Annotated in this window: 25 protein-coding genes and 1 tRNA gene; 13 read left to right on the forward strand and 13 right to left on the reverse strand. The window is 64.3% G+C overall.

From position 1 onward, the window contains the following. The first annotated feature begins 2 nt into the window (after nucleotides 1-2). From BLQ71_RS02035 to BLQ71_RS26255, 3 genes are all read left to right on the forward strand, one after another. Nucleotides 3-1337 (forward strand): sigma-54-dependent transcriptional regulator, encoded by a 1335-nt coding sequence (locus BLQ71_RS02035; RefSeq protein WP_043139039.1) that lies wholly within the window; start codon nucleotides 3-5, stop codon nucleotides 1335-1337. 8 nt (nucleotides 1338-1345) lie between these two features. Then, entirely contained in the window at nucleotides 1346-1927 is a 582-nt protein-coding gene (locus BLQ71_RS02040; protein ID WP_074620531.1) for a YdeI/OmpD-associated family protein, read from the forward strand. Nucleotides 1928-2076: 149 nt separating this feature from the next. After that, complete coding sequence (locus BLQ71_RS26255; RefSeq protein WP_074620532.1) at nucleotides 2077-3027, forward strand: leishmanolysin-related zinc metalloendopeptidase; 951 nt, start codon at nucleotides 2077-2079, stop codon at nucleotides 3025-3027. A gap of 105 nt (nucleotides 3028-3132) precedes the next feature. Here the strand turns inward: BLQ71_RS26255 and gap are convergent, their stop codons facing one another. After that, entirely contained in the window at nucleotides 3133-4137 is a 1005-nt protein-coding gene (gene gap, locus BLQ71_RS02050; RefSeq protein ID WP_069208355.1) for a type I glyceraldehyde-3-phosphate dehydrogenase, read from the reverse strand. Between the two features lie 179 nt (nucleotides 4138-4316). On the opposite strand from gap, the gene BLQ71_RS02055 reads away from it, so the two are divergent. Together BLQ71_RS02055 and BLQ71_RS02060 are read left to right on the forward strand one after the other, a co-directional pair. Beyond that, the gene (locus BLQ71_RS02055) at nucleotides 4317-4694 is read left to right on the forward strand and encodes a DoxX family protein (RefSeq protein ID WP_074620533.1); all 378 of its coding nucleotides are present in this window, start codon (nucleotides 4317-4319) and stop codon (nucleotides 4692-4694) included. Between the two features lie 40 nt (nucleotides 4695-4734). Beyond that, on the forward strand, nucleotides 4735-5703 hold the full coding sequence (locus tag BLQ71_RS02060) for a DUF808 domain-containing protein (RefSeq protein WP_074620534.1): 969 nt from the start codon (nucleotides 4735-4737) through the stop codon (nucleotides 5701-5703). A 72-nt stretch (nucleotides 5704-5775) separates the two neighbouring features. Here BLQ71_RS02060 and BLQ71_RS02065 read toward each other — a convergent pair whose 3' ends face one another. Further along, nucleotides 5776-6360 (reverse strand): invasion associated locus B family protein, encoded by a 585-nt coding sequence (locus tag BLQ71_RS02065; protein WP_074620535.1) that lies wholly within the window; start codon nucleotides 6358-6360, stop codon nucleotides 5776-5778. A gap of 461 nt (nucleotides 6361-6821) precedes the next feature. On the opposite strand from BLQ71_RS02065, the gene BLQ71_RS02070 reads away from it, so the two are divergent. Then, nucleotides 6822-8357 (forward strand): helicase HerA-like domain-containing protein, encoded by a 1536-nt coding sequence (locus BLQ71_RS02070; protein ID WP_074620536.1) that lies wholly within the window; start codon nucleotides 6822-6824, stop codon nucleotides 8355-8357. A 6-nt stretch (nucleotides 8358-8363) separates the two neighbouring features. Here BLQ71_RS02070 and BLQ71_RS02075 read toward each other — a convergent pair whose 3' ends face one another. From BLQ71_RS02075 to BLQ71_RS02085, 3 genes are all read right to left on the reverse strand, one after another. Then, nucleotides 8364-9827 (reverse strand): calcium-binding protein, encoded by a 1464-nt coding sequence (locus tag BLQ71_RS02075; RefSeq protein WP_074620537.1) that lies wholly within the window; start codon nucleotides 9825-9827, stop codon nucleotides 8364-8366. A gap of 129 nt (nucleotides 9828-9956) precedes the next feature. Next, entirely contained in the window at nucleotides 9957-11354 is a 1398-nt protein-coding gene (locus BLQ71_RS02080; RefSeq protein WP_074620538.1) for a calcium-binding protein, read from the reverse strand. Between the two features lie 165 nt (nucleotides 11355-11519). After that, a tRNA-Ile gene (locus BLQ71_RS02085) sits at nucleotides 11520-11596 on the reverse strand. Nucleotides 11597-11711: 115 nt separating this feature from the next. On the opposite strand from BLQ71_RS02085, the gene purM reads away from it, so the two are divergent. Together purM and purN are read left to right on the forward strand one after the other, a co-directional pair. Further along, nucleotides 11712-12758, forward strand: a complete 1047-nt coding sequence (gene purM, locus BLQ71_RS02090; RefSeq protein WP_043139020.1) for a phosphoribosylformylglycinamidine cyclo-ligase — start codon at nucleotides 11712-11714, stop codon at nucleotides 12756-12758. Continuing rightward, nucleotides 12755-13345 carry a phosphoribosylglycinamide formyltransferase gene (gene purN / locus BLQ71_RS02095; RefSeq protein WP_074620539.1) on the forward strand — a complete coding sequence of 197 codons (591 nt, stop codon included), beginning with the start codon at nucleotides 12755-12757 and terminating at the stop codon, nucleotides 13343-13345. Before purM ends, purN begins: the two co-directional genes overlap by 4 nt. A gap of 6 nt (nucleotides 13346-13351) precedes the next feature. On the opposite strand, the gene BLQ71_RS02100 is transcribed toward purN, so the two are convergent. After that, on the reverse strand, nucleotides 13352-13549 hold the full coding sequence (locus tag BLQ71_RS02100; RefSeq protein ID WP_069208347.1) for a hypothetical protein: 198 nt from the start codon (nucleotides 13547-13549) through the stop codon (nucleotides 13352-13354). Nucleotides 13550-13801: 252 nt separating this feature from the next. On the opposite strand from BLQ71_RS02100, the gene rnd reads away from it, so the two are divergent. After that, nucleotides 13802-14959 (forward strand): ribonuclease D, encoded by a 1158-nt coding sequence (rnd, locus tag BLQ71_RS02105; RefSeq protein ID WP_074620540.1) that lies wholly within the window; start codon nucleotides 13802-13804, stop codon nucleotides 14957-14959. 28 nt (nucleotides 14960-14987) lie between these two features. Here the strand turns inward: rnd and BLQ71_RS02110 are convergent, their stop codons facing one another. Beyond that, nucleotides 14988-15494, reverse strand: a complete 507-nt coding sequence (locus tag BLQ71_RS02110; protein ID WP_043139010.1) for a hypothetical protein — start codon at nucleotides 15492-15494, stop codon at nucleotides 14988-14990. 127 nt (nucleotides 15495-15621) lie between these two features. Between BLQ71_RS02110 and BLQ71_RS02115 the strand changes: the two genes are divergently transcribed. Next, nucleotides 15622-16026, forward strand: a complete 405-nt coding sequence (locus tag BLQ71_RS02115; RefSeq protein WP_043139007.1) for a SufE family protein — start codon at nucleotides 15622-15624, stop codon at nucleotides 16024-16026. 276 nt (nucleotides 16027-16302) lie between these two features. On the opposite strand, the gene trpE is transcribed toward BLQ71_RS02115, so the two are convergent. The 6 genes from trpE to fabI form a co-directional block, all read right to left on the reverse strand. Beyond that, the gene (trpE, locus tag BLQ71_RS02120) at nucleotides 16303-17817 is read right to left on the reverse strand and encodes an anthranilate synthase component I (RefSeq protein WP_074620541.1); all 1515 of its coding nucleotides are present in this window, start codon (nucleotides 17815-17817) and stop codon (nucleotides 16303-16305) included. A gap of 5 nt (nucleotides 17818-17822) precedes the next feature. After that, nucleotides 17823-19667: a peptidyl-prolyl cis-trans isomerase gene (locus tag BLQ71_RS02125; RefSeq protein WP_074620542.1), complete on the reverse strand. Its 1845-nt coding sequence runs from the start codon at nucleotides 19665-19667 to the stop codon at nucleotides 17823-17825. A gap of 30 nt (nucleotides 19668-19697) precedes the next feature. Then, nucleotides 19698-20894, reverse strand: a complete 1197-nt coding sequence (locus BLQ71_RS02130; protein ID WP_074620543.1) for an aminotransferase — start codon at nucleotides 20892-20894, stop codon at nucleotides 19698-19700. Nucleotides 20895-21029: 135 nt separating this feature from the next. Then, nucleotides 21030-21548 (reverse strand): xanthine phosphoribosyltransferase, encoded by a 519-nt coding sequence (gpt, locus tag BLQ71_RS02135; protein WP_043138997.1) that lies wholly within the window; start codon nucleotides 21546-21548, stop codon nucleotides 21030-21032. 69 nt (nucleotides 21549-21617) lie between these two features. Continuing rightward, the gene (locus tag BLQ71_RS02140; RefSeq protein WP_043138994.1) at nucleotides 21618-22220 is read right to left on the reverse strand and encodes a LysE family translocator; all 603 of its coding nucleotides are present in this window, start codon (nucleotides 22218-22220) and stop codon (nucleotides 21618-21620) included. 128 nt (nucleotides 22221-22348) lie between these two features. Continuing rightward, nucleotides 22349-23155: an enoyl-ACP reductase FabI gene (gene fabI, locus BLQ71_RS02145; protein ID WP_074620544.1), complete on the reverse strand. Its 807-nt coding sequence runs from the start codon at nucleotides 23153-23155 to the stop codon at nucleotides 22349-22351. A 159-nt stretch (nucleotides 23156-23314) separates the two neighbouring features. On the opposite strand from fabI, the gene pdxH reads away from it, so the two are divergent. The 3 genes from pdxH (at nucleotide 23315) to BLQ71_RS27025 (ending at nucleotide 25411) form a co-directional block, all read left to right on the forward strand. Beyond that, on the forward strand, nucleotides 23315-23920 hold the full coding sequence (gene pdxH / locus BLQ71_RS02150; protein WP_069208383.1) for a pyridoxamine 5'-phosphate oxidase: 606 nt from the start codon (nucleotides 23315-23317) through the stop codon (nucleotides 23918-23920). Nucleotides 23921-24062: 142 nt separating this feature from the next. Beyond that, nucleotides 24063-24611 carry a cold-shock protein gene (locus tag BLQ71_RS02155; RefSeq protein ID WP_074620545.1) on the forward strand — a complete coding sequence of 183 codons (549 nt, stop codon included), beginning with the start codon at nucleotides 24063-24065 and terminating at the stop codon, nucleotides 24609-24611. Then, entirely contained in the window at nucleotides 24587-25411 is an 825-nt protein-coding gene (locus BLQ71_RS27025) for a DUF192 domain-containing protein (protein ID WP_088702276.1), read from the forward strand. Before BLQ71_RS02155 ends, BLQ71_RS27025 begins: the two co-directional genes overlap by 25 nt. Nucleotides 25412-25428: the final 17 nt, after the last annotated feature.

Here is a 25428-nt window from a genome sequence, read left to right on the forward strand (position 1 = left end):
CAATGGCCAACGCAATGAAAATCGCCATCGTGGATGACGAACAGGACATGCGCCAGTCGATCAGCCAATGGCTGGCCTTGTCCGGTTACGACACCGAAACCTTTGCCAGTGCCGAAGAGGCGCTGGGGCGGCTCAACGCGGATTTTCCGGGCATCGTGATTTCCGACATCAAGATGCCGGGCATGGACGGGATCCAGTTCCTCAAGAAGTTGATGGGCACGGACAGCGCGCTGCCGGTCATCATGATCACCGGTCACGGCGACGTGCCGATGGCGGTTGAGGCGATGCGCATCGGGGCCTTCGATTTTCTAGAAAAGCCGTTCAACCCGGATCGCATGTCGGAACTGGCGAAAAAGGCCACCAATGCCCGCCGCCTGACGCTGGACACGCGCGCGCTGCGCCGGGAACTGGCAGACGGCAGCCAGATCATGTCCAAGCTGATCGGCGCCAGCCCCGCGATGGAACGCCTGCGCGAAGACATCCTGGACCTGGGCCAGGCAGATGGCCACGTCCTGATCGAAGGCGAGACCGGCACCGGCAAGACGCTGGTGGCCCATGCGCTGCACGCGGTCGGCGCCCGCGCTGGCAAGAAATTCACCCTGGTGCGCTGTGCCGCGATGGACGAGGACGCCCTGACCCGGCGCCTGTTCGGTCCGATGCAGCCCGAGGATACACGCCTGCCTGCCATGGAAGAGGCGCGCGGCGGTACGCTGGTGCTGGAAGACATCGAGGTCCTGTCGGACGCGGCCCAGGCGCGCCTGCTGAACGCGATCAACGACGAGGGCACGCCGCCCGAAACCCGCATCGTCGCCATTTCCAACCTGCAGGAAGAGGGGCGCACCTGCGAACAGGCGCTGCGTGCGGACCTCTATTACCGGCTGGCAGCGCTCAAGATCACCGTGCCACCGCTGCGCGCGCGGGGCGAAGATATCCTGACGCTCTTCACCCGGCTGTCCGAAAGCTATGCAGAGGAATACGGGTGCGACGCCCCCAAGGTGTCGGCACAGGAGGCCGCCCAGCTGTTGCAGGCGCCCTGGCCGGGCAATGTGCGCCAGCTGATCAACCTGGCCGAACGCGCGGTGCTGCAATCGCGGCGGGGGCAGGGGACCATTGCCTCGCTCTTGATGAGCGACCATGACGACATGCAGCCGGTCATGACGACCGAGGGCAAGCCGCTCAAGGAATATGTCGAGGCCTTCGAACGGATGCTGATCGACAATACCATGCGGCGGCACAAGGGGTCGATCTCGGCGGTCATGGACGAATTGTGCCTGCCGCGCCGGACCCTGAACGAGAAGATGGCCAAGTACGGACTGGCCCGCGCCGACTATCTCTGAGGCCCGCGATGGACCGCGCCCCGGATCTCGACAGCTTTTTTGCCGACGCGACCTGGGGCGAGGTTCTGTCCGCGCTCCGCGCCGTGCTTGCCGGGACAGAACTGGGCGAGACCCTGAAATGGGGCGCGGCCTGTTATACCTTTGGCTGGTCCAACGTGGCGATCCTGGGCGGCTATTCCGATGGCTGCCGGCTGGCCTTTTTCAAGGGCACTTTGATCTCGGATCCGGAAGGTGCGTTGATCCTGACCGGTCCGCGATCCCGGGCGTCGAAGTACCTGCGGTTCCAGACACCAGAGGAGGTGGCCGACCGCGCCGATCAGGTCCGCGACTATGTCGCGCGGGCCATCGCCGTGGAGAAAAGCGGCGCCAAGGTCGATTTTGCCAAGGATGACCTCGACTATCCCGAGGAATTGACCGAGCGCCTGGAGGAAGACGAGGCGTTTCGCGCGGCTTTCGAGGCGCTGACACCGGGACGGCGGCGCGGCTATGTCCTGCACTTCTCGGATGCCAAACAGTCCCGCACCCGCGCGGCCCGGATCGAGAAGCATCGAGAGCGGATCCTTGACGGCAAGGGAATGCACGACAGGTGACGCGCAGGCGGATGCGAGTCCGCCAGTGAACAGTCGGTTTCCATATTGGGTCTCGCAGCCTGTTCAAATAGCCGTTACTCTACTTTTACGAGTGTGGTGCGTCTGGGCCCCGGTTCGCCCGTAACCGAACTGGCAAACGGGAACATCATATGTCTTCCAATCAATCGACCTCTCTGGGCCGTTTCCTTGACTCTGACACCTTCGACTTCGGTCGATCCGTTGAAGTGATCGGCATGAATGGCCTGACATTTCTTGATGCCCTTGGTGCTGCCAAGGGTGGCAACGGAGGCGGAGGCGGAGGTGGCGGGGGGAAACCCGACAAGCCTGGAGACGGTGGGGATGGCGGTGACGGAGGCACGCTCCTTGGCAGCTACACCTCCGGCTCTCAGGACGGGACGGGCTTTAATGTCACCATCTATTTCAGCGGAACATGGACGGAGGCGCTGCAACAGGCCTTTATCGATGCTGCGGAACTGATCTCGGACATCGTCACAGGCGATATTACGGACGTTCGGTACCGCGGCGAAACGATCGACGATATCGTGATCGAAGCGACGCTGACCGATATCGACGGTCCGGGCTTGACGCTGGGACAGGCCGGACCGACCGTCATCCGTACAGCGACCTACCTGCCCGCGATGGGTATCATGGAATTCGATATCGCCGACGCTGCAAACTACGATGCGCAGGGTCTGTTCAATGACATCGTCTTTCACGAGATGATGCATGTCATCGGATTCGGCACCATGTGGGAGCTGATGGGGCTGGTCGATGTCGGACAGGACGGCAGCCAGACTTTCAACGGGGTCAACGCCAACCTGACATTCGACCTGGAATTCAGTGCCTCCGCGCTTCTGTCTATCGAGACGGAAGGAGGGCCGGGCACGGCGGGCGGTCACTGGAACGAGGACGGCGCCGACGGTTTTGCCTTCGAGAATGAGATCATGACGGGCTATATCGATGGCACCAACTACCTGTCCAACACCTCTGTCGCCGCGTTGGAGGATATGGGATACGAGACGATCTGGGACGCCAGCGATCCGACCGGAGCCACTGACCTGATCGACACGACCATATTCACCGACGGATTGTTTGCCTGAACGGCTGTCGGTCCTGCGCTGATGAACTGCATGACCTGCACATGAAAACCCCCGGAAAGCCGATGCTTTCCGGGGGCTTTTTCAGGCCGAGCGCGGTGCCGGGTCTCAGTGCAGCAGGCGGCCCATCGCGGCGGCGACGTCGGCCATGCGCGCGGAAAAGCCCCATTCGTTGTCGTACCAGGCCAGCACACGCACCATGCGCTTGCCGACGACTTTGGTCTGGTCGGGGGCGAAGATCGACGAATGCGTGGTGTGGTTGAAGTCGATCGAAACCTTCTGTTCCGGATCGTAGGACAGCACGGCACCCATGCGGCCTGCGGCGGCCTCTGCCACCACCTCGTTGACGTCTTCGACGGTCACGTCGCGCGAGGCATAGAAGGTCAGGTCAACGGCCGAGACATTTGGCGTCGGCACCCGGACGGCGGACCCGTCGAGCTTGCCCTTGAGGTTCGGCAGCACCTCGCCCAGGGCCTTGGCGGCGCCGGTCGAGGTCGGGATCATCGCCATTGCCGCGGCGCGGGCGCGGTAGAGGTCGGCGTGGCGGCGGTCCAGCGTCGGCTGGTCGCCGGTGTAGCTGTGGATCGTCGTCATGATGCCGGATTCGATGCCGATGCCCTCGTCCAGCACCTTGGCCAGCGGTGCGAGGCAGTTGGTGGTGCAGGACCCGTTCGAGATCATGGTCTCGCCCTTGACGAGGTCACGATGGTTTACGCCGTAGACGACCGTGCGCTGCACGTTCTTGGCCGGCGCCGAGATCAGAACCGATTTCGCGCCACGGTCGAGGTGGGCGTTGGCCTTCGTGCCGTCGTTGAATTTGCCGGTGCATTCGAGCACGACGTCGCAGCCGCTCCAGTCGAGGTCACCCATCTCGTAGGAGGACATCACGTCGATGGGGCCGCGGCCCAGGTCCAGCGCCTGGTCCTTGACCGTCACGTCGCCGGGAAAGCGGCCGTGGATGCTGTCGTAGCGCAGCAGGTGGGCATGTGTCTCGATCGGCCCGGGGGCGTTGATCTTGACGACCTGGACGTCGTTGCGTGCGGACTCCGCGATATGTGCCAGAGTGCAGCGGCCAATGCGGCCAAATCCGTTGATCCCGATCGTGACGGTCATGCTCGCCTCCTGAAAATTCCTGTCGGCTTCCGTATACGGAGGCCTTCTGCATCTGCAAAGTCCATTAACCGTTGAGGAACAGCATGTTAGCGGTAAACGTGGCAAGGATTCGCGTGGTGGCGCTAACCCTCCGATCTCGTTTGCGTTAACCTGGGCGGGAACAACAGGGGATATCGGCCGTGCAGAGATGGAACAACCTTGCCAGCTTTGCCGGACGCGTGCTGATCGCGGCGCTTTTCCTTGCGGGGGCGGTGCAAAAGGCCATCGATTCGGCCCCGGCGGGAGAGATGCTGGTGAATTGGGGGCTGCCCTTTGGGCTGGTCTGGGTCGCGATGGTTTACAACCTCGGGGCGGCGGTGGCGCTGATCCTGGGGATTGCCCTGCGGCCCGTGGCCCTTTCCCTGGCGCTGTATTGCATGGTGACGTCCTTCTTTCACCTGATCCCGGACGATCCCTGGCAGATGAGCATCTTCGTCAAGAACTGGGCCATTGCGGGCGGCTGCCTGGTGCTGGCCGGGCAGGGCGGTGGGGCCTGGCGCTTGCGGTTTGCGCCCTAGGGGCTAGGGTCGCGATGAACAGGTTGAGTGGGGGCGCGGTATGAGCGGACTTCTGGCACTTCTCGATGACGTTTCGGCGATCGCCAAGGTGGCGGCGGCCTCGGTCGACGATATCGGCGCGGCGGCGATGAAAGCCGGGTCGAAGACTGCGGGCGTCATCATCGACGATGCGGCGGTAACGCCGAAATATGTGCAGGGGTTCGAACCGGCGCGCGAATTGCCGATCATCTGGCGGATCGCGCGGGGCTCACTGGTCAACAAGCTGGTGTTCCTGATGCCGGCGGCGCTGTTGATGGCGGCCTTTGCGCCCTGGCTGGTCTGGCCCTTGCTGATCCTGGGCGGTTGCTATCTGTGTTTCGAGGGGGCCGAGAAGATCGTGCATGTGCTGATGCCCCACGACGACCATTCCGGCGGGCCTGACGGCAGTCATGACGTAGGTGATCCCACGCACCTGGAAGAGGCCAAGGTCAAGGGCGCAATCAAGACCGATTTCATCCTGTCGGCGGAGATCATGGTGATCTCGCTCTCGGCCATTGAGGCGCCGAATTTTGCCATGCAGGCGGCGACGCTGGCGGTGGTTGCTGTGCTGATCACCTTTGCCGTCTACGGTGCGGTCGCCATCATCGTAAAGATGGACGACGTGGGCCTGTGGCTGAGCCAGCGGGGCCGCCTGGGCGCGACGCGGGGCTTTGGCCGCGCCATCGTCAAGTTCATGCCCTGGCTGCTGAAGGCGCTGGCGATCATCGGCACGGCGGCGATGCTCTGGGTCGGCGGGCACATCCTCACCAATTCACTGAAGGAAATGGGATGGGACGTGCCTTATCAGACCGTGCACGACATCGCGCATTCCATCGGCCAGGGCGATGCGCTGCTGGAATGGGGGGTAACGGCGGCGATCGACTTCGTGATCGGGTTCCTGGCCGGGCTGATCCTGATTCCGATCGGCACCAAGCTGGTTGCGCCGATCTGGGGCCGGTTCTTTGGGGAAGGTGACGCCAAGGCGCACTGAACGAATATCCGGGCAAACAAAAAAAGGCGCGCCCGAGGGCGCGCCGTTTGTCGTTTCCCCGTAGTCGTCGGATCAGGGCTGCATCGCCGTGGTCTCGTCGAAGGCGGCGGTAAAGCCCTTCAACGAGGTCGCCAGCGGAATCGACTGATTGCGGTAGAAATAGGGGACGATGTTGATCACGGCTTCCTTGCCGGCCTTGAACTGCGAGACGACCTCTTCGGTGAAGCCGACCTGCGCGGTACAGCCCAGTCGCGTGCAGACCGTGAAGTCATACTCTTTGGATTCGCGGCCATCGACCGAGATCCGCAGCCGGTGGCGCAGCGACGTTTCCAGCGGCACGGTGATTTCCCCGACCGCAACGATCTGGCCACTGTTCTCGACGCGGTTGATGACGACCTGGGCGATTTCGTTGCCTTCTCCGTCGTCCAGCATCTGGATCATCCGGCAGACTTCCGCGTCTTGGGCGTTCTTAATGCAGTTCAGCGTCCAGTCGTCGTAGACTTCCTTGACGTAGGGGACGTTCTGGGCCGGTTTGCCGGTGTCGATGCCGGGATCGGCGGGCGGGGTCGCCGGATCGCCGCCGTCGGCGGATTGGGCATAACCCGCGCCTGCGCCCAGCGAGGCGATCAACGACAGTAGGATAAGCGGTTTCTTCATGATGTCCTCTAAAATCCGGTCATTTGCCTGACTTGTCGATTAGCACGCACCGGACCGACTGTCAGGGAAGAAATCCGCCGTTCCGCCGCGGCAATGCGCGAAATGCCGCGCGCACCGGGCAGGGCCCGTTCGGGGGTAGCCCCGGGCAGGGCACTTGCAATCAAAAGGAAAGGGGCCCGTGGGCCCCTTTCCATTTCACTCCCTGTCGGACCGGCCGACTTTGTCATTGGTCGTGACGCTACGAGAAGACTTGCGCTTGGTCAACAGTGATTTCCACCTTCTTTTCGCGTCAGTAGATGCATTTTTGCAGGAACAAAAAAGCCGCGCCCTAGGGCGCGGCCAGTCTGACAGGGAGGAAGTCTGCCCGGGACAGGAGAGGACATGTCGTCCCGGACCAGAAACACACTGGCATCAAATGGTTAAGGATGTATGTTCATGCCGTGCGAGCTGGGGGATCAAGCATGAACAAGTCGGTATTCGTGGGTGGCGCGGGCGAGGGCTATGGCGTCAGGCAGGTCCTGGACCTCGGTTATGCCAACCGGCACGGCCTGGTGGCGGGCGCCACGGGCACCGGCAAGACCGTCACTCTGCAGATCCTGGCCGAGGGGTTTTCCGCCGCCGGTGTGCCGGTTTTCCTCGCGGACGTGAAAGGAGACCTGTCGGGCCTGGCGGTCGCGGGCAGCGAAACCCACAAGCTGCACGGCGCCTTCATGGAGCGCTGCGCCAGGATGGGCTTTGACGACTTCGCCTATGACGCCTTTCCGGTCAGGTTCTGGGATCTCTTCGGGGCGCAGGGCCATCCGGTGCGCACGACCGTGACGGAGATGGGGCCGCTGATGCTGTCGCGCCTGCTGGATCTCAGCGAGGCGCAGGAGGGCATCCTGAACATCGCCTTCCGCCTCAGCGACGAGGAAGGGCTGGCGCTGCTGGATCTCGATGACCTGCGGTCGATGCTGGTCTGGCTGGGGGAGAACCGCAAGGACCTGTCGCTGCGTTACGGCAATATCTCTGTCGCTTCCATCGGGGCGATCCAGCGGCGGCTGCTGGTGCTGGAGAACGAGGGTGGCGCGGCGTTCTTCGGCGAACCGGCGCTGGAACTGGGCGACCTGATGCAGGTGGCGCCGGACGGGCGCGGCACGGTCAACGTGCTGGCCGCCGATCAGCTGATGGCGCGACCGCGCCTTTATGCGACCTTCCTGCTGTGGCTCTTGTCCGAACTCTTCGAGGAACTGCCAGAGGTGGGCGACCCCGAGAAACCCCGGCTGGTCTTTTTCTTCGATGAGGCGCACCTGCTGTTCGACGACGCGCCCAAGGCGCTGGTGGACAAGGTCGAACAGGTTGCGCGCCTGATCCGGTCCAAGGGGGTTGGCGTCTATTTCGTCACCCAGTCGCCGGACGACATCCCAGAGGATGTGCTGGGCCAGCTTGGCAACCGGGTCCAGCACGCGCTGCGGGCCTTCACCGCGCGTGACAAGCGGGCGCTGCGGCTGGCCGCTGAGACCTACCGCGAGAACCCGGATTTCGACATCGAGGAGGCGATCCGCACGGTCGGCGTCGGAGAGGCCGTAACATCGTTCCTCGAGGCGAAAGGAGCGCCGGGGATTGCGCAACGCACTTTGATACGCCCGCCGTCCTCGCAACTGGGCCCGATCACCGATGCCGAACGCAGCGCCGTTCTGGCCGGGTCGGAGATGGCCGGGAAATACGACACGCCGGTCGATCGGGAATCCGCCCATGAAATCCTGCGCGCCCGTGCAGAGGCCGCCGCCAAAGCCGCCGAAATGGCAGAGCGTGAGGAGGAGGACGCCGAGGCCCGTGAGTATCGTGCGGCCCGGCGGTATTCCGGCACGCGCGTCAGCCGGTCGACCTCGCGCCCGGTACGACGGGGCAAGAGCTTTGGCCAGGCGATGGGCGACATGGTGATGAAGGAACTGACCGGCACCACGGGACGCCGCATCGTGCGCGGCGTCCTTGGCGGGCTGTTCAAGGGGCGGTGATCCCGGTCAGAGGATGAAGTCCCCGGCGTCCAGCCCATGCACGTCCGCGACTCGCAGCTCTGCCTCGGGCTGCATGTCTGCGTCCATGTTGATCTGCACGATGGTCGAGCCCGTCGGCTGTTCGGCCACCCGGACCTGGCCCGCACCCGTAAAAGGCGCAGTGCCCACGAATGTCAGCGCTCCGGCATAGAGCGCCGACAGGTCGATCAGGTCGAGCCCTTTTTCGAAGTCGAGGATCTGGTCGCGCAGGGCACCGATTCCCATCTCGATCGTCGTGCCAAAGACAAAGACATCCGCATCGCGACCGCCGCTCAGGAAGTCCAGTCCATTCCCGCCCTGCAAGACATCCCGCCCTTCCTGGCCGCGCAGAACGTCATTGGCACCGCCCCCCAGCAGGGTGTCATTGCCGGACCCTCCGTCCAGCGTGTCGTTCTCGGTCCCGCCGTCCAGCAAGTCCGCGCCATCCTGTCCCACCAGGACGTCCTCTCGCGCGCCGCCCAGTAGCGTATCGTTGCCCGCGCCGCCGTTGATCGTGTCGGCGCCGATGTCGCCGGTGGCGCTGTCGTCGCCGTCGCCGGCCAGGATCATGTCGTCGCCGCCTTCGCCGTTCAGGACGTCGTCACCCCCGCGTCCGACCAGGACATCGTTTTCGGTGCCGCCGTAGAATTCGTCGCGGAACGCTCCGCCGACCAGCGTATCGCTGCCGGACTTGCCGTAGACGGCGCCGTGTATGATGCCGTTGCCGATGTTCTCGACCCGGTCGTCGCCCCCCAGGAGGTCGATGCTCCCGAAGATCGTGCCGGAGTTGGCGATCTGGTCCGGCTCATAGCGGCTGGTGGTGATATAGACATCTCCGTCGGTGTCCGTCAGGGTGCCGTGATTGACGAACAGAAAGGCGCTTTGCGCCTGCACGTCCAGCCACCTGACAACCATGTCTCCGGTGTTCACAAGCGTTGAGTTTCCCCAGCCGGACATCACCAGGAGGGCGGCGTGGACCGTGCCGGAATTGATGAACGTGTTGTCATCGCTGCCAAAGGACCCGACGAGAATGCTGCCCCGTTCCGCATCCAGCGTCCCCGTATTGAGCAGCCGTACCTCTACCCGGTAGTCGTACGGCATCTGTAGCAGGTAGCCGCTGCTGCCGCCCAGGCTTATCGTGCCGTGGTTGTTGATCTGGACCAGGCTGTTCTGGGTCTGGGTCATTTGAATGACCGTGTTGTTGTAGGGGGCGAAACTGGTCATCGTTCCATAGTTGGTGATGACAGCCTGGGGGGCCTGAACCACGACACCGGTCTGGTCGGCCGAGATGGACCCCATGTTGACCAGTTGCGGTGCAGTCGGCGCATCGGCCAGGACAACGCCATCCCCGCCGGACACAGCGATGAACTGCGATCCGGACACCACGTAGCGGTCCCCATTGGAGACGGTGACCGTGGAAGTGACATTCCCGGTTTGAAAGATCGTTGCCATGTGAACACTCCTGGAGATCGCGACCGACGGGGCCAGCCTAGCAAACCGCTTGGGCGGACGGCTTGTTTCAGGTCAAGCCGTCGTCGCTTTAATCCGGTGGTTGGACTTCATAAGCCGGGGGCAGGGGCCCTAGAGCACGAAATCATCCGCTGTCAGCCCGGTGACACCGGCCACCCGGATCTCGGCATCCTGCGTGCCGTCGCCATCGGCATCGATCTGCACGATGGTCGACCCTGTCGCCGTCTCCAGAACGCGAAGTTCGGGATTGCCCGAGGGCGCGAACCCTGCGGTTCCGCGGAACTCGAAGACGCCCGGCGACAGGCCGGCGACGACGATCAGGTCGATGCCCTGTTCAAAGTCCAGGATCTGGTCGCGGTTCGCGCCCACGACCGTTTCCGCCAGCGAGCGGAACACGAAAATATCCGCGTCCTGGCCGCCGGTCAGGAAATCGCGGCCAAGGCCGCCGGCCAATTCGTCTTCTCCCGCGCGACCGCGCAGGATGTCGTTGCCCGCGTCGCCTTCCAGGACGTCGTCCCCATTGCCGCCGTCCATCGTGTCGTTTTCGGATCCACCTTCGAGAAGGTCGGCCCCGTCACGGCCAACCAGCAAGTCGTTGCCCGTATCGCCGGTCATGGTATCCGACCCGGCGCCTCCGTTCATCGTGTCGTCGGAGTTTCCACCGATCAAAGAGTCGTTTCCATCCCCGCCCATGATCGTGTCGGAGCCAGTGCCCCCGTCCAACGTGTCATCACCGTCGTGGCCCACGATCAGGTCGTCGTCGTTGCCGCCGACAAAGTTGTCGTCCGCGGCGCTACCGATCAGCGTGTCATTTCCGTTTGAGCCAAAAACCTGGCCATCGACGAACCCGTCTATCAGACCGCGGTAAAGATCGGCGCCTTCGCCAAGGGATACGTGGCCGAAGATCTTGCCGCTGTTGGAGACCTTGTCGTCTCCGCCAGTGGTGACAATCGCCTCGGCATTGACTGCATCGATGGTGCCGTCGTTCCGGATCGTCTCGGCGTCATTGCCCGTGGTGATGGCTGGCGCTGAATTCGACTGAAGCAGGCCGGAGTTGAAAATGTAATTGGCGTGCGATCCGCTTTCGAACCCCGACGTAATCTGAATCGCATTGTCGGAGCGGGACGTGATCGTCCCGTAATTGTAGAGAAAGTTTCCGCCGGACGCCAGCAGGAGACCATCGGAAAATGCGCCGCTTCCGACGATGTTTCCATAGTTCAACAACCTCAGGTCGGTCAGGGCGAGGGATGAGCCTGCCTCGATGACGGCCGGGAAGTTGCTGGTTTCCATAGTCCCGAAATTGGTAATGCTACTGCCGCCGACGGAGTCGGAGAATGCGTTGCCCTCCGTGTATATGAGTCCGTAGTTGGTCAACTTGGCGTCCCCGGATGGGGCCGAAACAGCGTCAGCTGACAAGACGATGCCGCCGGTGGACAGGATCAGAAGATCGTCATCGGACGCGATGGACTGCGTGGTGCCAACAATTGTCGCAAGTGTTGTGATCGCCATTGAGCCGTCTCCGTGGAAATTTTGAAAAGGAAAGATGGGAGGAGCCTAACAAGGTGTGGCCGTCATCGACAAGGGATGAGCCAGCCCGCATCCTCCCGCGGCCCGAGGCGATGCGGAACGACCAGATCGCGGAGGCGTCCGCGACTCGCAAGGCGGGGGGGGTGTTGGTAGGCCCGGAGGGACTCGAACCCCCAACCAAGGCGTTATGAGCGCCCTGCTCTAACCAATTGAGCTACAGGCCCACCGTGTCGTTCTCAGTACCACGGCGCCTTGCCGCGTCAAGCGTCCACGTTGCAGGGCGCCCTGCGATGCGCTAAGCGCGGGCGAAAATCGGGCGTGGGCCTGAAGGAGATCCCTATGAGCGATGGCAAGAACGGGCTGACCTATGCCCAGGCAGGCGTGGATATCGACGCGGGCAACGCGTTGGTCGAACGGATCAAGCCGGCCGCGAAACGGACCACGCGTCCGGGCGTGATGAGCGGGCTGGGCGGCTTCGGCGCGCTCTTTGACCTCAAGGCCGCGGGCTTCGAGGACCCGGTGCTTGTGGCGGCGACCGATGGCGTCGGCACCAAGCTGCGCATCGCGATCGACACCGGCCATGTGGACGGCGTCGGCATCGATCTTGTCGCCATGTGCGTGAACGATCTGGTCTGCCAGGGGGCGGAGCCGCTTTTCTTCCTCGACTATTTCGCCACCGGCAAGCTGGAGACGGAAACCGCAGCGCGGGTGGTCGAAGGCATCGCAGAGGGCTGCGTGCGGTCTGGCTGCGCCCTGATCGGGGGCGAGACGGCCGAGATGCCGGGCATGTACCCGGCGGGCGATTTCGACCTTGCGGGTTTTGCCGTGGGTGCGATGGAACGGGGCGCGGCGTTGCCCGAAGGGGTCAAGGAGGGCGACGTCCTGTTGGGCCTGGCCTCGGACGGGGTGCATTCCAATGGCTACAGCCTCGTGCGCAAACTGGTCGAGATGTCGGGCCTTGGCTGGGACGCTGCCTGCCCCTGGGGGGACGCGACGCTGGGTGAGGCGCTGCTGGCGCCGACCCGGCTTTACGTCAAACCGGCATTGGCGGCTATCGGGGTCGGGGGCGTACGCGCGCTGGCCCATATCACCGGCGGCGGCCTGACCGAGAACCTGCCGCGCGTTCTGCCCGAGGGACTGGGCGCCGAGATCGACCTGGACGCATGGGATCTGCCCGACCTCTTCAAGTGGATGCGCGGCATCGGCGGCATTGAAGAGGGCGAAATGCTCAAGACCTTCAACTGTGGCATCGGCATGATCCTGGTCGTCGACCCCGAAAGTGAACATGCCGTCGATGCGTTGCTGAGCGAACATGGCGAGCGAGTGCACCGGCTGGGCCGCGTCACCGCCGGTGAAGGCGTGACATATAGCGGATCACTGGGGTGAAACGGGTCGCCATCTTCATCTCTGGCGGCGGGTCCAACATGGTCACGCTGGTCGACAGCATGACCGGCGACCATCCCGCGCGACCGGTGCTGGTCTTGTCCAACCGTGCAGATGCCGGTGGGCTGTGGAAGGCGGCGGAGCGCGGCGTGCCGACGGCTGTCGTCGATCACCGTCCCTTTGGCGGCGACCGGACAGCCTTCGAAGAGGCGCTGCAAGAGGCACTGGCCCCGCATGAGCCGGACATCCTGTGCCTTGCGGGGTTCATGCGCGTCCTGACGGCAGGATTCGTGACGCCCTGGGAAGGGCGGATGCTGAACATCCACCCATCGCTCTTGCCGAAATACCGGGGGCTGAACACTCACGCCCGGGCCATTGAGGCAGGCGACACGGAGGCCGGCTGTACCGTGCACGAGGTCACGCCGGAACTGGACGACGGCCCGATCCTGGGGCAGGCCCGGGTGCCGATCCTGCCCGGCGAGAGTGCCGAGGCGTTGGCCGCGCGGGTGCTCGAGATGGAACACCGGTTGTACCCGGCGGTCTTGCGCCGCTTTGCCGCCGGGGACCGGACGCGCGTCGATCTGCCCTAAAGGCGCCTAGCCGTCGAGGCGCTGCATGGACGCGGAATTGCCGTGCCATCCTTGCGGGTCGGGGGCAGAGGCGGGCGCGGTCAATGCCGCCAGCCCCATGAAGGTCAGGGCGGCCAGGGTGACGATCATCGCGATCAGGCGCGAGGTTTCGGCGTTTGCGGACCGGGGAGCGGCCTGGTGGATGTGGTGGTCGAGGGTTGTCATGTCTGCGGTCTCCTGTGTGCGATGACAGGCAGATAGGCGCTTCAGATACATTCTTGAAATGAATGTTTGGATCGTTTGGAATCACGGTTTGTTATGTGCTGCCATCCGAATTCCGGCGCGCCAGACGGGCTTTGAATGTCCCCGGGGATTGCTCTATGGTGGCTGGACGCAAGGGGGCCAACGGCGCCACGACCTTGCCTGACCTTTCACGGAGCGGGCCTTTCCTGGCCCGTGCATCCAGCCGGAGCCCGCATGAAAACCTTGACGACGACGGAAGAGCTGGCGGCCTTCTGCGAGGCAGCTGCCTCTGTTCCCTACGTGACCGTGGATACGGAATTCCTGCGGGAACGCACCTATTACTCCAAACTCTGCCTGATCCAGCTGGCTTTGCCGGGCCGGGACGATGCGGATGCGGTGCTGGTCGATCCGCTCGAGGGGGATCTTTCGCTGGAGCCGCTGATGGCGCTGTTCCGGAACAAGGATGTGGTCAAGGTCTTCCACGCCGCGCGGCAGGATCTGGAGATCTTCCACGTCGATCACGGCGTGATTCCGGAACCGCTTTTCGACACGCAGGTCGCGGCGATGGTCTGCGGTTTCGGAGAGCAGGTCGGCTATGAAACGCTGGTCAAGCGGATCGCCAAGCAGCAGCTCGACAAGAGCTCGCGTTTTACCGACTGGTCGCGGCGCCCGCTGACCGATGCGCAAAAGACCTACGCGCTGGCGGATGTCACGCACCTGCGCCAGATCTACGAATTCCTGAACGCCAAGCTGGAAGAGACCGGGCGCGCCCGCTGGGTGGCCGAGGAACTGGCGGTGCTGACGGATCCGCAAACCTACGTCACGCACCCGGAGGATGCCTGGAAACGGGTCAAGACCCGGTCGAACTCGCCACGTTTCCTGGCGATCGTGCGCGAACTGGCGGCCTTCCGAGAGGCCCATGCACAGGAACGCAACATCCCGCGCAACCGGGTGTTCAAGGACGATGCCCTGGTCGAGCTTGCCTCGACCAAGCCGCAGAACATGAACGACCTCAGCCGGTCGCGCCTGCTGCTGCGCGAGGCGCGCAAGGGCGCGATCGCCGACGGGATCCTTGCGGCCGTTGCCGCCGGGCAGGAGTGCCCCAAGGACAACCTGCCCAAGGTCGAGAACGACCGCGAGAAACTGCAAGTGAACCCGGCGCTCTCGGATCTTCTGCGTGTGCTGTTGAAGGCCAAGACCGAAAGCTACGGCGTCGCGTCCAAGCTGATTGCGCCGGCCTCTGAGCTGGATGCCATTGCGGCAGGCCAGCGCGACGTGGCGGCGCTGACCGGCTGGCGACGCGAGGTCTTCGGTGAGGATGCGTTGCGTCTGTGTGACGGTCAGATCGCGCTGGGGGCCAAGGGCAAGGCGGTCACGGTCATCGACCTCTGACCGCCATCGTGCGACCGGGCTGCGCCGTTCAGCGGCGCACGCTGCGCACGTTATGGCGACCCTTGACCTGGATCAGGCGCACGTCCAGCAGCTCGTTGTCGGTCAGCCAGATGGCTGCCGTATGGGTGCGCGACTGGGCCGGTCCCGTGGCCGCGCGCGGTTGCAATCCGCGAAAGGCATAGGTCAGGGTGCCCTGGCCGCTTTCCGCGTCGATCTTGACCAGCTTGACGTCGAAGGCACCCTGGTAGTCGGCGACCGTGGTGGCCCGGACGATGGCGCCACCGGGGCGGCGTTCGATCACCAGCTCGGTGATCTCGCCCATGTCGGTCCCGCGATAGCTGGTGTCCTTTTCCTGGCGGAAGATCGACTCGCGCCCGCGCGGGATCAAGGTGTTCACGTCGCCGTTGACGGCGGCCACGGGACGCGACTCGCTGCGCCCGAACCAGTTCACCGGGTTCAGGCGGCTGTCGCGCACTGCGCCGCAGCTGGTCAGCAGGATCGCCGCGAGCACGAGGCTGGATACCGGTTTGAACATGTTACGCCCCCAAGCAGATTTCCCGGAGGGTTAGCGCAGAACGGCGCCGTTGAAAAGAACCTCCCGCCGGTTGGGGGCTGGACCTTTGCCGCGGCTCTGCCTAGGTCTGCGGCAAATGGAGGGCAGAATGGCGCAGGCAGCATTCGAAGACGTCGTCGAGGATTTCGAGTTCCTGGAAGATTGGGAAGACCGCTACCGCATGGTGATCGAGATGGGCAAGGACATGGAGCCGATGCCCGAGGCGCTGAAAGTGCCGGCCACCAAGGTCGAGGGCTGTGCCAGCCAGGTCTGGCTGCACATGACGCCCGATGCCGGTGTGTTCCGGTTCCAGGGCGACAGCGACGCGCTAATCGTCAAGGGGCTGATCGCGCTGCTGCATCGGCTGTACGACGGGCTTCCCCTGTCGGATGTGTCGGCCGTGGATGCGCGCGCGGAACTGGGGCGCCTTGGCCTGCACGAGCACCTGTCGGCACAGCGTTCAAATGGGCTGCGTGCCATGATCGAACGGATTCGCCAGGAGGCGGCGGGGTAGAAGGGGCTCTGCCCCCGGCTCCCTTCGGCCAATTCACCCCGAGGTATTTTGCAAACCAAAGAACCTTAATCTCTTGCTAACCAATCCATCTTAAAGTGATGGAGCGGTACAGGCTGAGGAGCCGATGACCGCAAACCGAAGAAGCCCCCTGTCTATACCGGCAGGGGGTTATTCATTCGCGCGGCGAGGGAGTACGCGACTGCGCTTCTTTGGTTTGCAAAATACCTCGGGGGAGGTGACCGAAGGGAGCCGGGGGCAGAGCCCCCATGCCCGGTTTCAGCCATTTCCGTCTCCGGTGAAACGCGCCGCATCCGCCGCCGCGCGCCGGATCGCGTTGGACTTGTGAACCGTCTCCTGGTACTCTGCCTCGGGATTGCTGTCATAGACCACGCCGCCGCCGGCCTGGATGTAGAGCTTGCGGTCCTTTACCAGCGCGGTGCGCAGGGCGATGCACATGTCCATGTCGCCGCCGGCGCTGAAATAGCCGACACCACCGCCGTAGACGCCACGCTTTTCCGGTTCCAGTTCGTCGATGATCTCCATCGCGCGGACCTTTGGCGCTCCGCTGACGGTGCCCGCCGGAAGTCCGGCCAGCAGGGCCGACAGCGCGTCCTGATCCTCGGAGAGTTCACCGACCACGTTGGACACGATGTGCATGACGTGGCTGTAGCGTTCGATGATGAATTTCTCTGTCGGTCGGACGGTTCCGATCCTGGACACCTTGCCGGTGTCGTTGCGCCCGAGGTCCAGCAGCATCAGGTGTTCGGCCAGTTCCTTCTGGTCGGCCAGCAGATCCTCCTCCAGCGCCTTGTCCTCGGCCGGGGTCGCGCCACGGGGGCGGGTGCCCGCGATGGGACGGATCGTGACCTCTTTGCCGAAGACCCGAACGAGGATCTCGGGCGAGGCGCCGATCACCTGGAAGCCGCCGAAGTTGAAGTAGAACATGAAGGGCGACGGGTTGGTGCGTCTCAGCGAGCGATAAAGCGCAAACGGCGGCAGGGGGAAATCCTGCGTCCAGCGCTGCGAAGGCACCACCTGAAAGATGTCGCCCGCCTTGATGTACTCCTTGGCCTTCTCGACCGCTGACAGATAGGCGTCATGGGCAAAGTTGGAGACCGGTTCGCCCAGCTCTGCCGCGTCGCCCAGGTCGCGGCTGGCCTGCGGCAGGGCACGTTCCAGGTCGCGCACCGCGTCCATCACCCGTTCGGCGGCCTGCGCATAGGCGGCGCGGGCCGACAGCCCGTCCTGCACCCAGGCAGGAGAGACCACCGTTACCTCGCCCTTGACGCCGTCCAGAACAGCCACGACGGAGGGCCGCATCAGCAGCGCGTCGGGCAGGCCCAGCGGATCTGGGTTCACATCCGGAAGGTGTTCGACCAGGCGGATCATGTCGTAGCCCAGGTAGCCGAAAAGCCCCGCCGCCGCCTGCGGCAGGTCGTCCGGAAGGTCGATCCGGCTCTCGGCCAGCAGCGCGCGCAGCGCCGTTAGCGGGTCGTCCTGCTGGGGCTCGAAGGCATCGGGATCAAAGCGCGCCATGCGGTTCAGGCGGCTCTGGTCCCCGTGGCATTGCCAGATCAGGTCCGGCTTCATCCCGATGATCGAATAGCGCCCGCGCACCTCTCCGCCGGTCACGGATTCGAGCATGAAGGCATCGCGTGCCGCGCCGGTCAGTTTCAGCATCAGCGACACCGGTGTGTCGAGATCGGCGGCCAGGCGGGCATAGACCACCTGGTTGCGGCCCGCCTCATAGGCAGCGGCGAAGCCGTCGAAGGAAGGGATAAGCTGTACCATCGTCTCTACTGGAAGTTCGCGTGAACGGCGTTGATCGCCGCCTGGTCCAGGTCCACGCCGGCGCGGTCCTGGATGTCCGAGGCGAGGGCGCGGAACAGGTCCTGTGCCACCGCCTGCGCGGCCTGGTCGCGGAACAGCTGTGCCAGTTGCTTGGCCTGTTCGTCATCGGGGTCAACATCCAGGATCTCATCCAGCCGGACCACGATGGCCGAGTCGCCGGTGCTGACGGCCCGGACCTGGTTCGGCTCCATGTCAAAGACAGCCTCCAGCACTGCACGCGGCACAGCGCCGAAAGAGGTCCGGGTCAGGGCCTCTTCGGTCTGGGCCGTCAGGTTCAGCCCTTCGAAGGTGACGCCTTCGCTCAGTTGGCCCGCCAGTGCTTCGGCCTGTTTCAACAACGCATCCGCCTTTTGCGCCTCGCGCCAGTCAGCCTCGACCCGCACGCGCACCTCGTCGAAGGGGTAGGGGGCGGGGGGCTCGATCGCGTCCAGACGCAGGGCAAAGACACCGCCGTCTCCCAGCGTGGCGATGGCCGGGTAGTCGCCGTCCTTCACCGCCTCTGCCGCGTCGCGGAAGGCAGGGTAACCCGCGATGCCCTCGTCGTTGTCGCCGGTCCAGCCGATCTGTCCCAGGTCAAGATCGGTGGTTGCCGCCAGTTCCTCGAGCGTGAGGCCCGCGGCCAGTTCATCGTCATAGCCTTGTGCCTGCGCGTCGATCACGCGGCGGGCCCGGTCCAGCGCCAGTTCGCCGCGCAATCCGGGAACCGCATCCTCGAATGAGGTCAGCTGCGCCGGCAAGACGGCGTTGATCCGGAACAGGGCCGGGCCAAGAGGCGTCGGTGCGGGGCCGACGACCTGGCCGACGGAACCGTCAAAGACCGCGTCCGCCGCGTCGCGCAGGTCGGCGCGTGTGACATCGCCCATGTCGGTGTCTTCCAGCGCAAGACCACGTTCATCCACGAGGTCGCCAAAACCGATCTCACCCGAGGTGATGCGGGCCAGGGCGGCCTCTGCGGCGGCAGTGTCGTTGAAGACGAGACGCTCCACGAGACGCCGCTCGGGCAGGTCGAACTCGTCCTTGCGCTCGTCATAGGCGGCGCGCAGGCTGTCCTCGTCCACCTCGACGCTGTCGACCAGCATCTCGGGCGTCACCCAGGCGTAGGTCAGGCGCTTGGTCTCGGGGCGGGTGAACTTGTCGATGTTGTCATCGTAGTGCGCGCGCAGGATCTCTTCGGTCGGCGTGGTGACGCCGAGGTCCAGCTGGCTTTCACCGACGACGGCCCAGGTGATGCTGCGGCGTTCGGCGGTATAGCCGATCAGAGTGTCGACATAGGCATCGGGCAGGCGGATGCCGGCCAGAACGGCGCTCTGCAGCAGCGAACTGGCGCTTTCGTTGCGCAGCTTTTCCTCGAACTCGCGTTCCTTGAGGCCCGCGTTTTCCAGCGTCAACTTGTAGGCTTCGCGGTTGAAACTGCCGTCCACGGCCTGAAAGGCGCGGATCTGGCGCAGGTCCTCGGCCAGGCGCGTGTCCCCGATGGACAGGCCCAGCGTGTCGGCCTCGTTCTCCAGCGCGGCGGTGACGACCAGCTGGCTCAGAACCTGCTGTGTCAGGCCCAGGCTTTGCGCCTGCTGGAAGGACAGCGCCTGTCCGCTCTGCTGCTGGATGTTGCGGATCTCGTTCTGCAGCGACCTGAAATAGTCATTGGTCGAGATCTCGGCCTCGCCAACCTTGCCGATCGACCGCACTGTGCCCGAGAAGTTGGTGGCGCCGAAACCGCCCAGGCCCAGCAGCAAGAGCCCCAGCAGACCCCAGACCAGGTACTTTGCCACGCCGCTCTTCTTGTCCGCCATCTCGACCTCCCGCTGTCGGTTTGCCCCTGTCTATGCGGCTCCCCCGGGGGCTGCAAGAGGCCCGTCGACCTGCGCCAGCCTGCGCGCGAACTCGGCGATCCCCGCGCGGTCGGTATTGGCAAAGGCAACCCGGAACTGCCGGTCGCCGCTGGGATCGCCCTCGGGGGTGAACATCGTCGCCGGCAGGATCAGAACGCCCACCTCGCGCACCAGCCGGGGTGCCAGCGTGGCAGAGCCTTCGGCAAAGGGATGTTCGATATAGGCAAAATACGCGCCGCAGCCCAGAAGCCGCCAGCCGCGCGCGGCCAGCGGTGCAAAATGTTCCTCGATCGCGGCGCGGCGGTCCAGGATCTCCTCGCGCTGTTCGGCCTTCCACTGGTCCAGGTTCTCCAGCCCCCAGAGCGCGGCACGCTGTCCAAGAGAGGGGGCGCAGATCGCCACCGTGTCCTGGAACTTCTCGATCTGGTGCAGCAACTCCGGCTGGCCGATGACCGCGCCGACGCGATGGCCGGTCAGCCGGTAGGCCTTGGAAAAACTGTAGAGCTGTACCAGTGTCCGGTCCCAGTCCGCGCGGGTCAGCAAGGCATGCGGGGCACCCCTGCGCGAGTCGAAATCGCGATAGGTCTCATCGACAATCAGGCGGATACCGGCCTCGGCGCAGAGGTCATGAAACCCTTCCAGCACCTCCGCCGGGTATTCCACGCCGCAGGGATTGTTGGGGCTGACAAGCACGATGGCCCGGGTATGCGGCGTGATCAGTGCGCGCGCGTCCTCCGGGTCGGGGACGAGGGTCGCACCACAGGTCAGGGGCACCGCGTGCACCCCGGTCATGTCCAGCCACATCTTGTGATTGAAGTACCACGGCACGGGCAGGATCACCTCGTCGCCCTCGCCGCAAGTGGCTGCGATGGTCGCCGCAAAGGCCTGGTTGCAGCCTGCCGTGATGCCGACCTGCGCCGACGCGACCGTGCCGCCATATCGCCGTGCCCAGTCCGCGGCCAGCGCCTCGCGCAGCGCGGGCAGGCCCAGAACCGGACCGTAGAGGTGGCTGGCCGGGTCTTCCAGCATCTCTGCCATCGCTGCGCGCATTGGCGCGGGCGGCGGATCTGCCGGCGCGGCCTGGCTGAGGTTGATCAGGGGCCGGTCCGCCGGAAAATCCACCCCTTTCAGCCAGCGCTGCGCCGCCGGGATGGGCGGAAAAAAGGTTGCCTCAGTGCGCGTGACCATCGGCTTGCTCCAACCAATCGTTTCTTTGGGTTTGAAAATACCTCGGGAGCGCGAGGGCAGCGCCCTCGCCGGGGGTTTGGGGGCCTGCCCCCAAGAGTGAGAGGGCGCCGTCAGGCGCGCCTTTGGATCACGCCGTCAATCGTCGCCGCGATAGGGTTTGACGTATTGCAGTGCCATGTCCCAGGGGAAGAAGATCCAGGTGTCCTGGCTGACCTCGGTGATGAAGGTATCGACCTGCGGGCGGCCCTGCGGCTTGGCATAGACCGTTGCCACATGCGCCTTGGGGTACAGGCTGCGCACCAGTTCCAGCGTCTTGCCGCTGTCGACCAGGTCGTCGATGATCAACACGCCTTCGCCTTCACCCACCAGCGCCGCATCCGGGGATTTCAGAACCTGCGCCTCGCGCCGCTGATCGGCCTTGCCGCCGCCCGAGTGATAGCTCTTGACGCTGATCGTATCGACGGTGCGGATGTCCAGCTCACGCGCCACGATCATCGCGGGCGCCATGCCGCCTCGGGTGATCGCCACAACCGCCTTCCAGTAACCATTGTCCGGCCCCTGTCCCTGGAGCCGCCAGGCCAGTGCCCGCGCATCCCGGTGCAGCTGGTCCCAGCTGACGTGGAAGCCTTTTTCGTGTGGCAGGCGGTCGGTCATGGCAATCTCCTCGGCAAGCGCTGTGGACAGAGCCTATACGTCAGCGGCACAGCACGGGGCAAGCGCTCGTTACCGCGACAGCAAGAGCCGCAGCCCCAGCGCCCCCAGCAGGGCCGCCGCGACCCTGTCGATCACCGGCTTGGCCCGCAGGTAGCCGGCGCGGGCAGGCGCGGTCGACAAGAGGGCGGCAAACAGCCCGTAGACCGTGACTTCGACAAGGAAATGGTTGGCCACGATCAGCGCCTTGACCCCGAGCCCCATGTCGGCGGGAAAGATCACCACCAGCACGGAGGCCGCGAAAAGCACTGATTTCGGGTTCAGCAGGTTCACCAGCAACCCGCCCAGAAAGGCATTGGCGCCGGGGCGTGCGCTGTCGGACACGGGCTTGCGCGCATCGCGCCAAAGGCCCCAGGCAATCCACATGAGATAAAGTGCGCCCGCCAATTTCATGGCGCCATAGGCAAAGGGAAAGAGCGAAAAGATCACCTCCAGCCCCAACAGCGCGGCCCCGGTCCAGCAAGCGGCCATCAGGCCAAGGCCAATGCCGGTGGCAAAGCCTGTGCGGAACCCGCCCGCAATCGACTGGCGCAACGCATAAAGCAGCGCAGGCCCCGGCGCGGCCATCGCGGCCAGAAGGGTCAGGTTGAAGGCAAGCAGATGTGTCCAGGTCATGGTGGCGGCTCCTTCGCGGCACGGGATCAGAACGTCAGAGCACGGTGCCGATGTCAAACGAAGAGGCCCCGGCGCGCAGGCCGGGGCCGGATTTCGTTGCGATCCTGTCCGTCAGACGGGCAGGGCGCTCAGCCCTTGGTGATGTCCGGCGCGTCGACCGCCTTCATGCCGACGACATGATAGCCCGCGTCGACGTGATGCGTCTCTCCGGTCACGCCCGCGCCCAGGTCGGACAGCAGGTAGAGCGCGGAATTGCCCACGTCCTGAATGGTTACGTTGCGGCGCAGGGGCGAGTTGTACTCGTTCCACTTCATGATGTAGCGGAAATCTCCGATGCCGCTGGCGGCCAGCGTCTTGATCGGCCCGGCGCTGATGGCGTTGACGCGGATGCCGTCCTTGCCCAGGTCCTCGGCCAGGTAGCGCACCGACGCCTCCAGCGCGGCCTTGGCCACGCCCATGACATTGTAATGCGGCATGATGCGTTCGGCGCCGTAATAGGTCAGCGTCACGGCGCTGCCGCCCTTGGTCATCATCTTCTCGGCCCGTTGCATCACGCTGGTGAAGCTGTAGACCGAGATGTCCATTGTCATGGTGAAGTTGTCTTTTGACGTGTCGACATACCGACCGCGCAGTTCCGACTTGTCCGAAAAGCCGATCGCGTGAACGATGAAATCGAGACCGCCCCAGCGCTCTTTCAACGCGTCGAACAGCCCGTCGATCGAGGCCTCGTCGCTGACGTCGCAGGGCAGAACGATGTCCGAGCCCAGTTGCCCGGCCAGCGGATCGACACGCTTCTTCAGCGCCTCACCCTGGTAGGAAAAGGCCAGATCTGCGCCGGCGTCGGCGCAGGCCTTGGCGATGCCCCAGGCAATGGATTTGTCATTGGCCAGGCCCATGATCAGACCGCGTTTTCCCGCCATCAACTGGTTTGACATGAGCGCCCTTTCCGCCAGATCGTCGATGGAGCGACCTTTAGGCGATCGGTCCGGGACCATCAAGCCTGCCGTGTGTCCAAAACAGGGCTTGCATCCGGCGCGACACAGGTCACATTCCCGGCGCGTCCGGCCCGAAACGGACAGAAGGAGACCATGACGATGAGCGACCGCAGCGGGATTTTCGCAGGCGACGACCCTTTTCAGATCGCCCGCAACTGGCTGGCAGAGGCCGAGGCCAAGGAGATCAACGATCCCAACGCCATCGCGCTGTCGACTGTCGATGCCGATGGTCTGCCCAATGCGCGCATGGTCCTGCTCAAGGAGATCGAGGCGGATGCCTTCGTCTTCTATACCAACTACGAAAGCGCCAAGGCCGGCGAGATCGACCAGGCGGGCAAAGCGGCCTTCGTCATGCACTGGAAATCCCTGCGCCGCCAGGTCCGTGTCCGTGGCCTTGTCGAAAAGGAAGAGGGGCCGCAGGCGGATGAGTATTATGCCTCGCGCTCGATCAAGAGCCGTCTTGGCGCCTGGGCCAGCCGTCAAAGCCGCCCGCTGGACAGTCGCACGGCGCTGATGGCCGAGGTGGCCCGCGTCACGGCCCGGCATGGCGCCAACCCGCCGCGCCCGCCGTTCTGGGGCGGTTACCGGATTCGGCCCGTGGAGATCGAATTCTGGGCAGATGGCGCATTTCGCCTCCACGACAGGTTTCGTTGGGCGCGAAAGGATATGTCCGCCCCTTGGACTGTTGACCGTCTCAACCCGTGAAGCATACTGAAAACAGGTAGAAAAACAGGCCTGTACACTAGGTTTTCAAGGGGCGCCGTTAGCCTATCTGACACAAAAAAGGTCATTTCCCCGGGCTTGCGCTGTCCGCGGGCTTTGTTTCAAGAGGTCGGATGGGGATAAGATGGTACAATCGGGAACGACGTTGACACGAGAGGACACGGAAAACGAAGCGGTCTCCGGACGGGTGAAATGGTTTGATCCCGTCAAAGGCTTCGGATTTGTCATTTCGGACTCGGGTGGTCCGGATATTTTGTTGCACGCGAATGTTCTGCGGAACTTCGGACAGAGTTCCGTCGCCGATGGTGCGCGCATAGAAATCACGGTCCAACGCACCGACAGGGGTGTTCAGGCGACGCAGGTGCTGAAGGTGGAACCGCCGGAGGCCCCGGAAAGCGCGCCGCTTGCGGATTTCGAACAACTCGCCCCCGAGGTCATGGCCCAGGCAACGCTGGAACCGGCGCGTGTCAAGTGGTTCGACAAGGCCAAGGGTTTCGGGTTTGCAAATGTCTTCGGAAAACCGGAAGATGTGTTCATTCATATCGAGGTCCTGCGCCGGTCGGGCCTCGCGGATCTGCAACCGGGCGAAGCCCTTGCGATCCGCGTGGTCGAGGGCAAGCGCGGACGCATGGCGATGGAAGTGAACGCATGGGAAAGCGCCTTGTCGCGTTGAGTTTGGTTGCCACGTTGGTTGCGTGGCCGGTCTGGAGCCAGGACGAAGGCTCTGTCATTCTGGAACAGGAAACGGCGCCTCCGCCACTGGCGGCCCAGGCACCCGTTGATGCGGCCCCGGACACCGCCCCGGTCGAGGACGGCCCGACCCCGGCAGATCCGGTGGCCGAGGTCCCCGTGCTGGATCCCGGTCCGGATGCTCCGGAGGAAAGCGAACCCGTGGCGCGGGTGACGCCCGATCCCGCGGACCCCGCCGAAGAGGCGCGCGAGCCCGAACCGGCGCAGGAACCGTCTGACGAAAAGCCGCCGTTGATCAATCCGATCCTGCCGATCGGCGACGAACCGCTGGCCGATGCCGCGCCCGAACCGACCAAGGTGAGCGACCCCGACAACCGCGTCGGAGAATGCCGCGAGGACACTCTTTATGTGCGCGGCGGTCATGCCCTGGCCCGTTTCAACGTGGACGTGGCGGACACGCCCGACAGCCGGGCGCAGGGGTTGATGAACGTCAAATCCATGCCGGCAAGCAAGGGCATGCTGTTCATCTACCCGGCGCCGCAGCCGGTGGCGTTCTGGATGAAGAACACTTTTATCCCGCTCGACATCATCTTTGCCGACAGCCAGGGCGTGGTGGTCCACGTCCATGCGAATGCCAAGCCGCATGACGAAACCTCCATCCCCGGAGGCGAGCAGGTTCAGTTCGTGCTCGAGATCAACGGCGGCTATGCCCGGATGCTGGGGATCAAGGAAGGGGCGCAAATGCGCCACCCGGCGATCCGCCGCGCCGCCTGGCCCTGCTGATCTGTCAAAAGGGCTTT

The sequence above is a fragment of the Antarctobacter albus genome, assembly GCF_900101505.1.
Classification (GTDB): Bacteria; Pseudomonadota; Alphaproteobacteria; order Rhodobacterales; family Rhodobacteraceae; genus Antarctobacter; species Antarctobacter albus.

What these genes read in the sequence shown, in the direction of transcription:
- BLQ71_RS02110 (WP_043139010.1), bottom strand. Translation starts at nt 15,494, where the DNA reads ATGTTCAAACCGGTATCCAGCCTCGTGCTCGCGGCGATCCTGCTGACC.
- BLQ71_RS02125 (WP_074620542.1), bottom strand. Translation starts at nt 19,667, where the DNA reads ATGGCGGACAAGAAGAGCGGCGTGGCAAAGTACCTGGTCTGGGGTCTG.
- BLQ71_RS02140 (WP_043138994.1), bottom strand. Translation starts at nt 22,220, where the DNA reads ATGACCTGGACACATCTGCTTGCCTTCAACCTGACCCTTCTGGCCGCG.
- rnd (WP_074620540.1), top strand. Translation starts at nt 13,802, where the DNA reads ATGAAAACCTTGACGACGACGGAAGAGCTGGCGGCCTTCTGCGAGGCA.
- BLQ71_RS02115 (WP_043139007.1), top strand. Translation starts at nt 15,622, where the DNA reads ATGGCGCAGGCAGCATTCGAAGACGTCGTCGAGGATTTCGAGTTCCTG.
- BLQ71_RS02060 (WP_074620534.1), top strand. Translation starts at nt 4,735, where the DNA reads ATGAGCGGACTTCTGGCACTTCTCGATGACGTTTCGGCGATCGCCAAG.
- BLQ71_RS02040 (WP_074620531.1), top strand. Translation starts at nt 1,346, where the DNA reads ATGGACCGCGCCCCGGATCTCGACAGCTTTTTTGCCGACGCGACCTGG.
- BLQ71_RS02130 (WP_074620543.1), bottom strand. Translation starts at nt 20,894, where the DNA reads ATGGTCACGCGCACTGAGGCAACCTTTTTTCCGCCCATCCCGGCGGCG.
- gap (WP_069208355.1), bottom strand. Translation starts at nt 4,137, where the DNA reads ATGACCGTCACGATCGGGATCAACGGATTTGGCCGCATTGGCCGCTGC.
- BLQ71_RS02155 (WP_074620545.1), top strand. Translation starts at nt 24,063, where the DNA reads ATGGTACAATCGGGAACGACGTTGACACGAGAGGACACGGAAAACGAA.
- BLQ71_RS02070 (WP_074620536.1), top strand. Translation starts at nt 6,822, where the DNA reads ATGAACAAGTCGGTATTCGTGGGTGGCGCGGGCGAGGGCTATGGCGTC.
- BLQ71_RS26255 (WP_074620532.1), top strand. Translation starts at nt 2,077, where the DNA reads ATGTCTTCCAATCAATCGACCTCTCTGGGCCGTTTCCTTGACTCTGAC.
- gpt (WP_043138997.1), bottom strand. Translation starts at nt 21,548, where the DNA reads ATGACCGACCGCCTGCCACACGAAAAAGGCTTCCACGTCAGCTGGGAC.
- BLQ71_RS02100 (WP_069208347.1), bottom strand. Translation starts at nt 13,549, where the DNA reads ATGACAACCCTCGACCACCACATCCACCAGGCCGCTCCCCGGTCCGCA.
- purM (WP_043139020.1), top strand. Translation starts at nt 11,712, where the DNA reads ATGAGCGATGGCAAGAACGGGCTGACCTATGCCCAGGCAGGCGTGGAT.
- BLQ71_RS02035 (WP_043139039.1), top strand. Translation starts at nt 3, where the DNA reads ATGGCCAACGCAATGAAAATCGCCATCGTGGATGACGAACAGGACATG.
- trpE (WP_074620541.1), bottom strand. Translation starts at nt 17,817, where the DNA reads ATGGTACAGCTTATCCCTTCCTTCGACGGCTTCGCCGCTGCCTATGAG.
- BLQ71_RS02065 (WP_074620535.1), bottom strand. Translation starts at nt 6,360, where the DNA reads ATGAAGAAACCGCTTATCCTACTGTCGTTGATCGCCTCGCTGGGCGCA.
- BLQ71_RS02080 (WP_074620538.1), bottom strand. Translation starts at nt 11,354, where the DNA reads ATGGCGATCACAACACTTGCGACAATTGTTGGCACCACGCAGTCCATC.
- pdxH (WP_069208383.1), top strand. Translation starts at nt 23,315, where the DNA reads ATGAGCGACCGCAGCGGGATTTTCGCAGGCGACGACCCTTTTCAGATC.
- fabI (WP_074620544.1), bottom strand. Translation starts at nt 23,155, where the DNA reads ATGTCAAACCAGTTGATGGCGGGAAAACGCGGTCTGATCATGGGCCTG.
- BLQ71_RS02075 (WP_074620537.1), bottom strand. Translation starts at nt 9,827, where the DNA reads ATGGCAACGATCTTTCAAACCGGGAATGTCACTTCCACGGTCACCGTC.
- BLQ71_RS27025 (WP_088702276.1), top strand. Translation starts at nt 24,587, where the DNA reads ATGGGAAAGCGCCTTGTCGCGTTGAGTTTGGTTGCCACGTTGGTTGCG.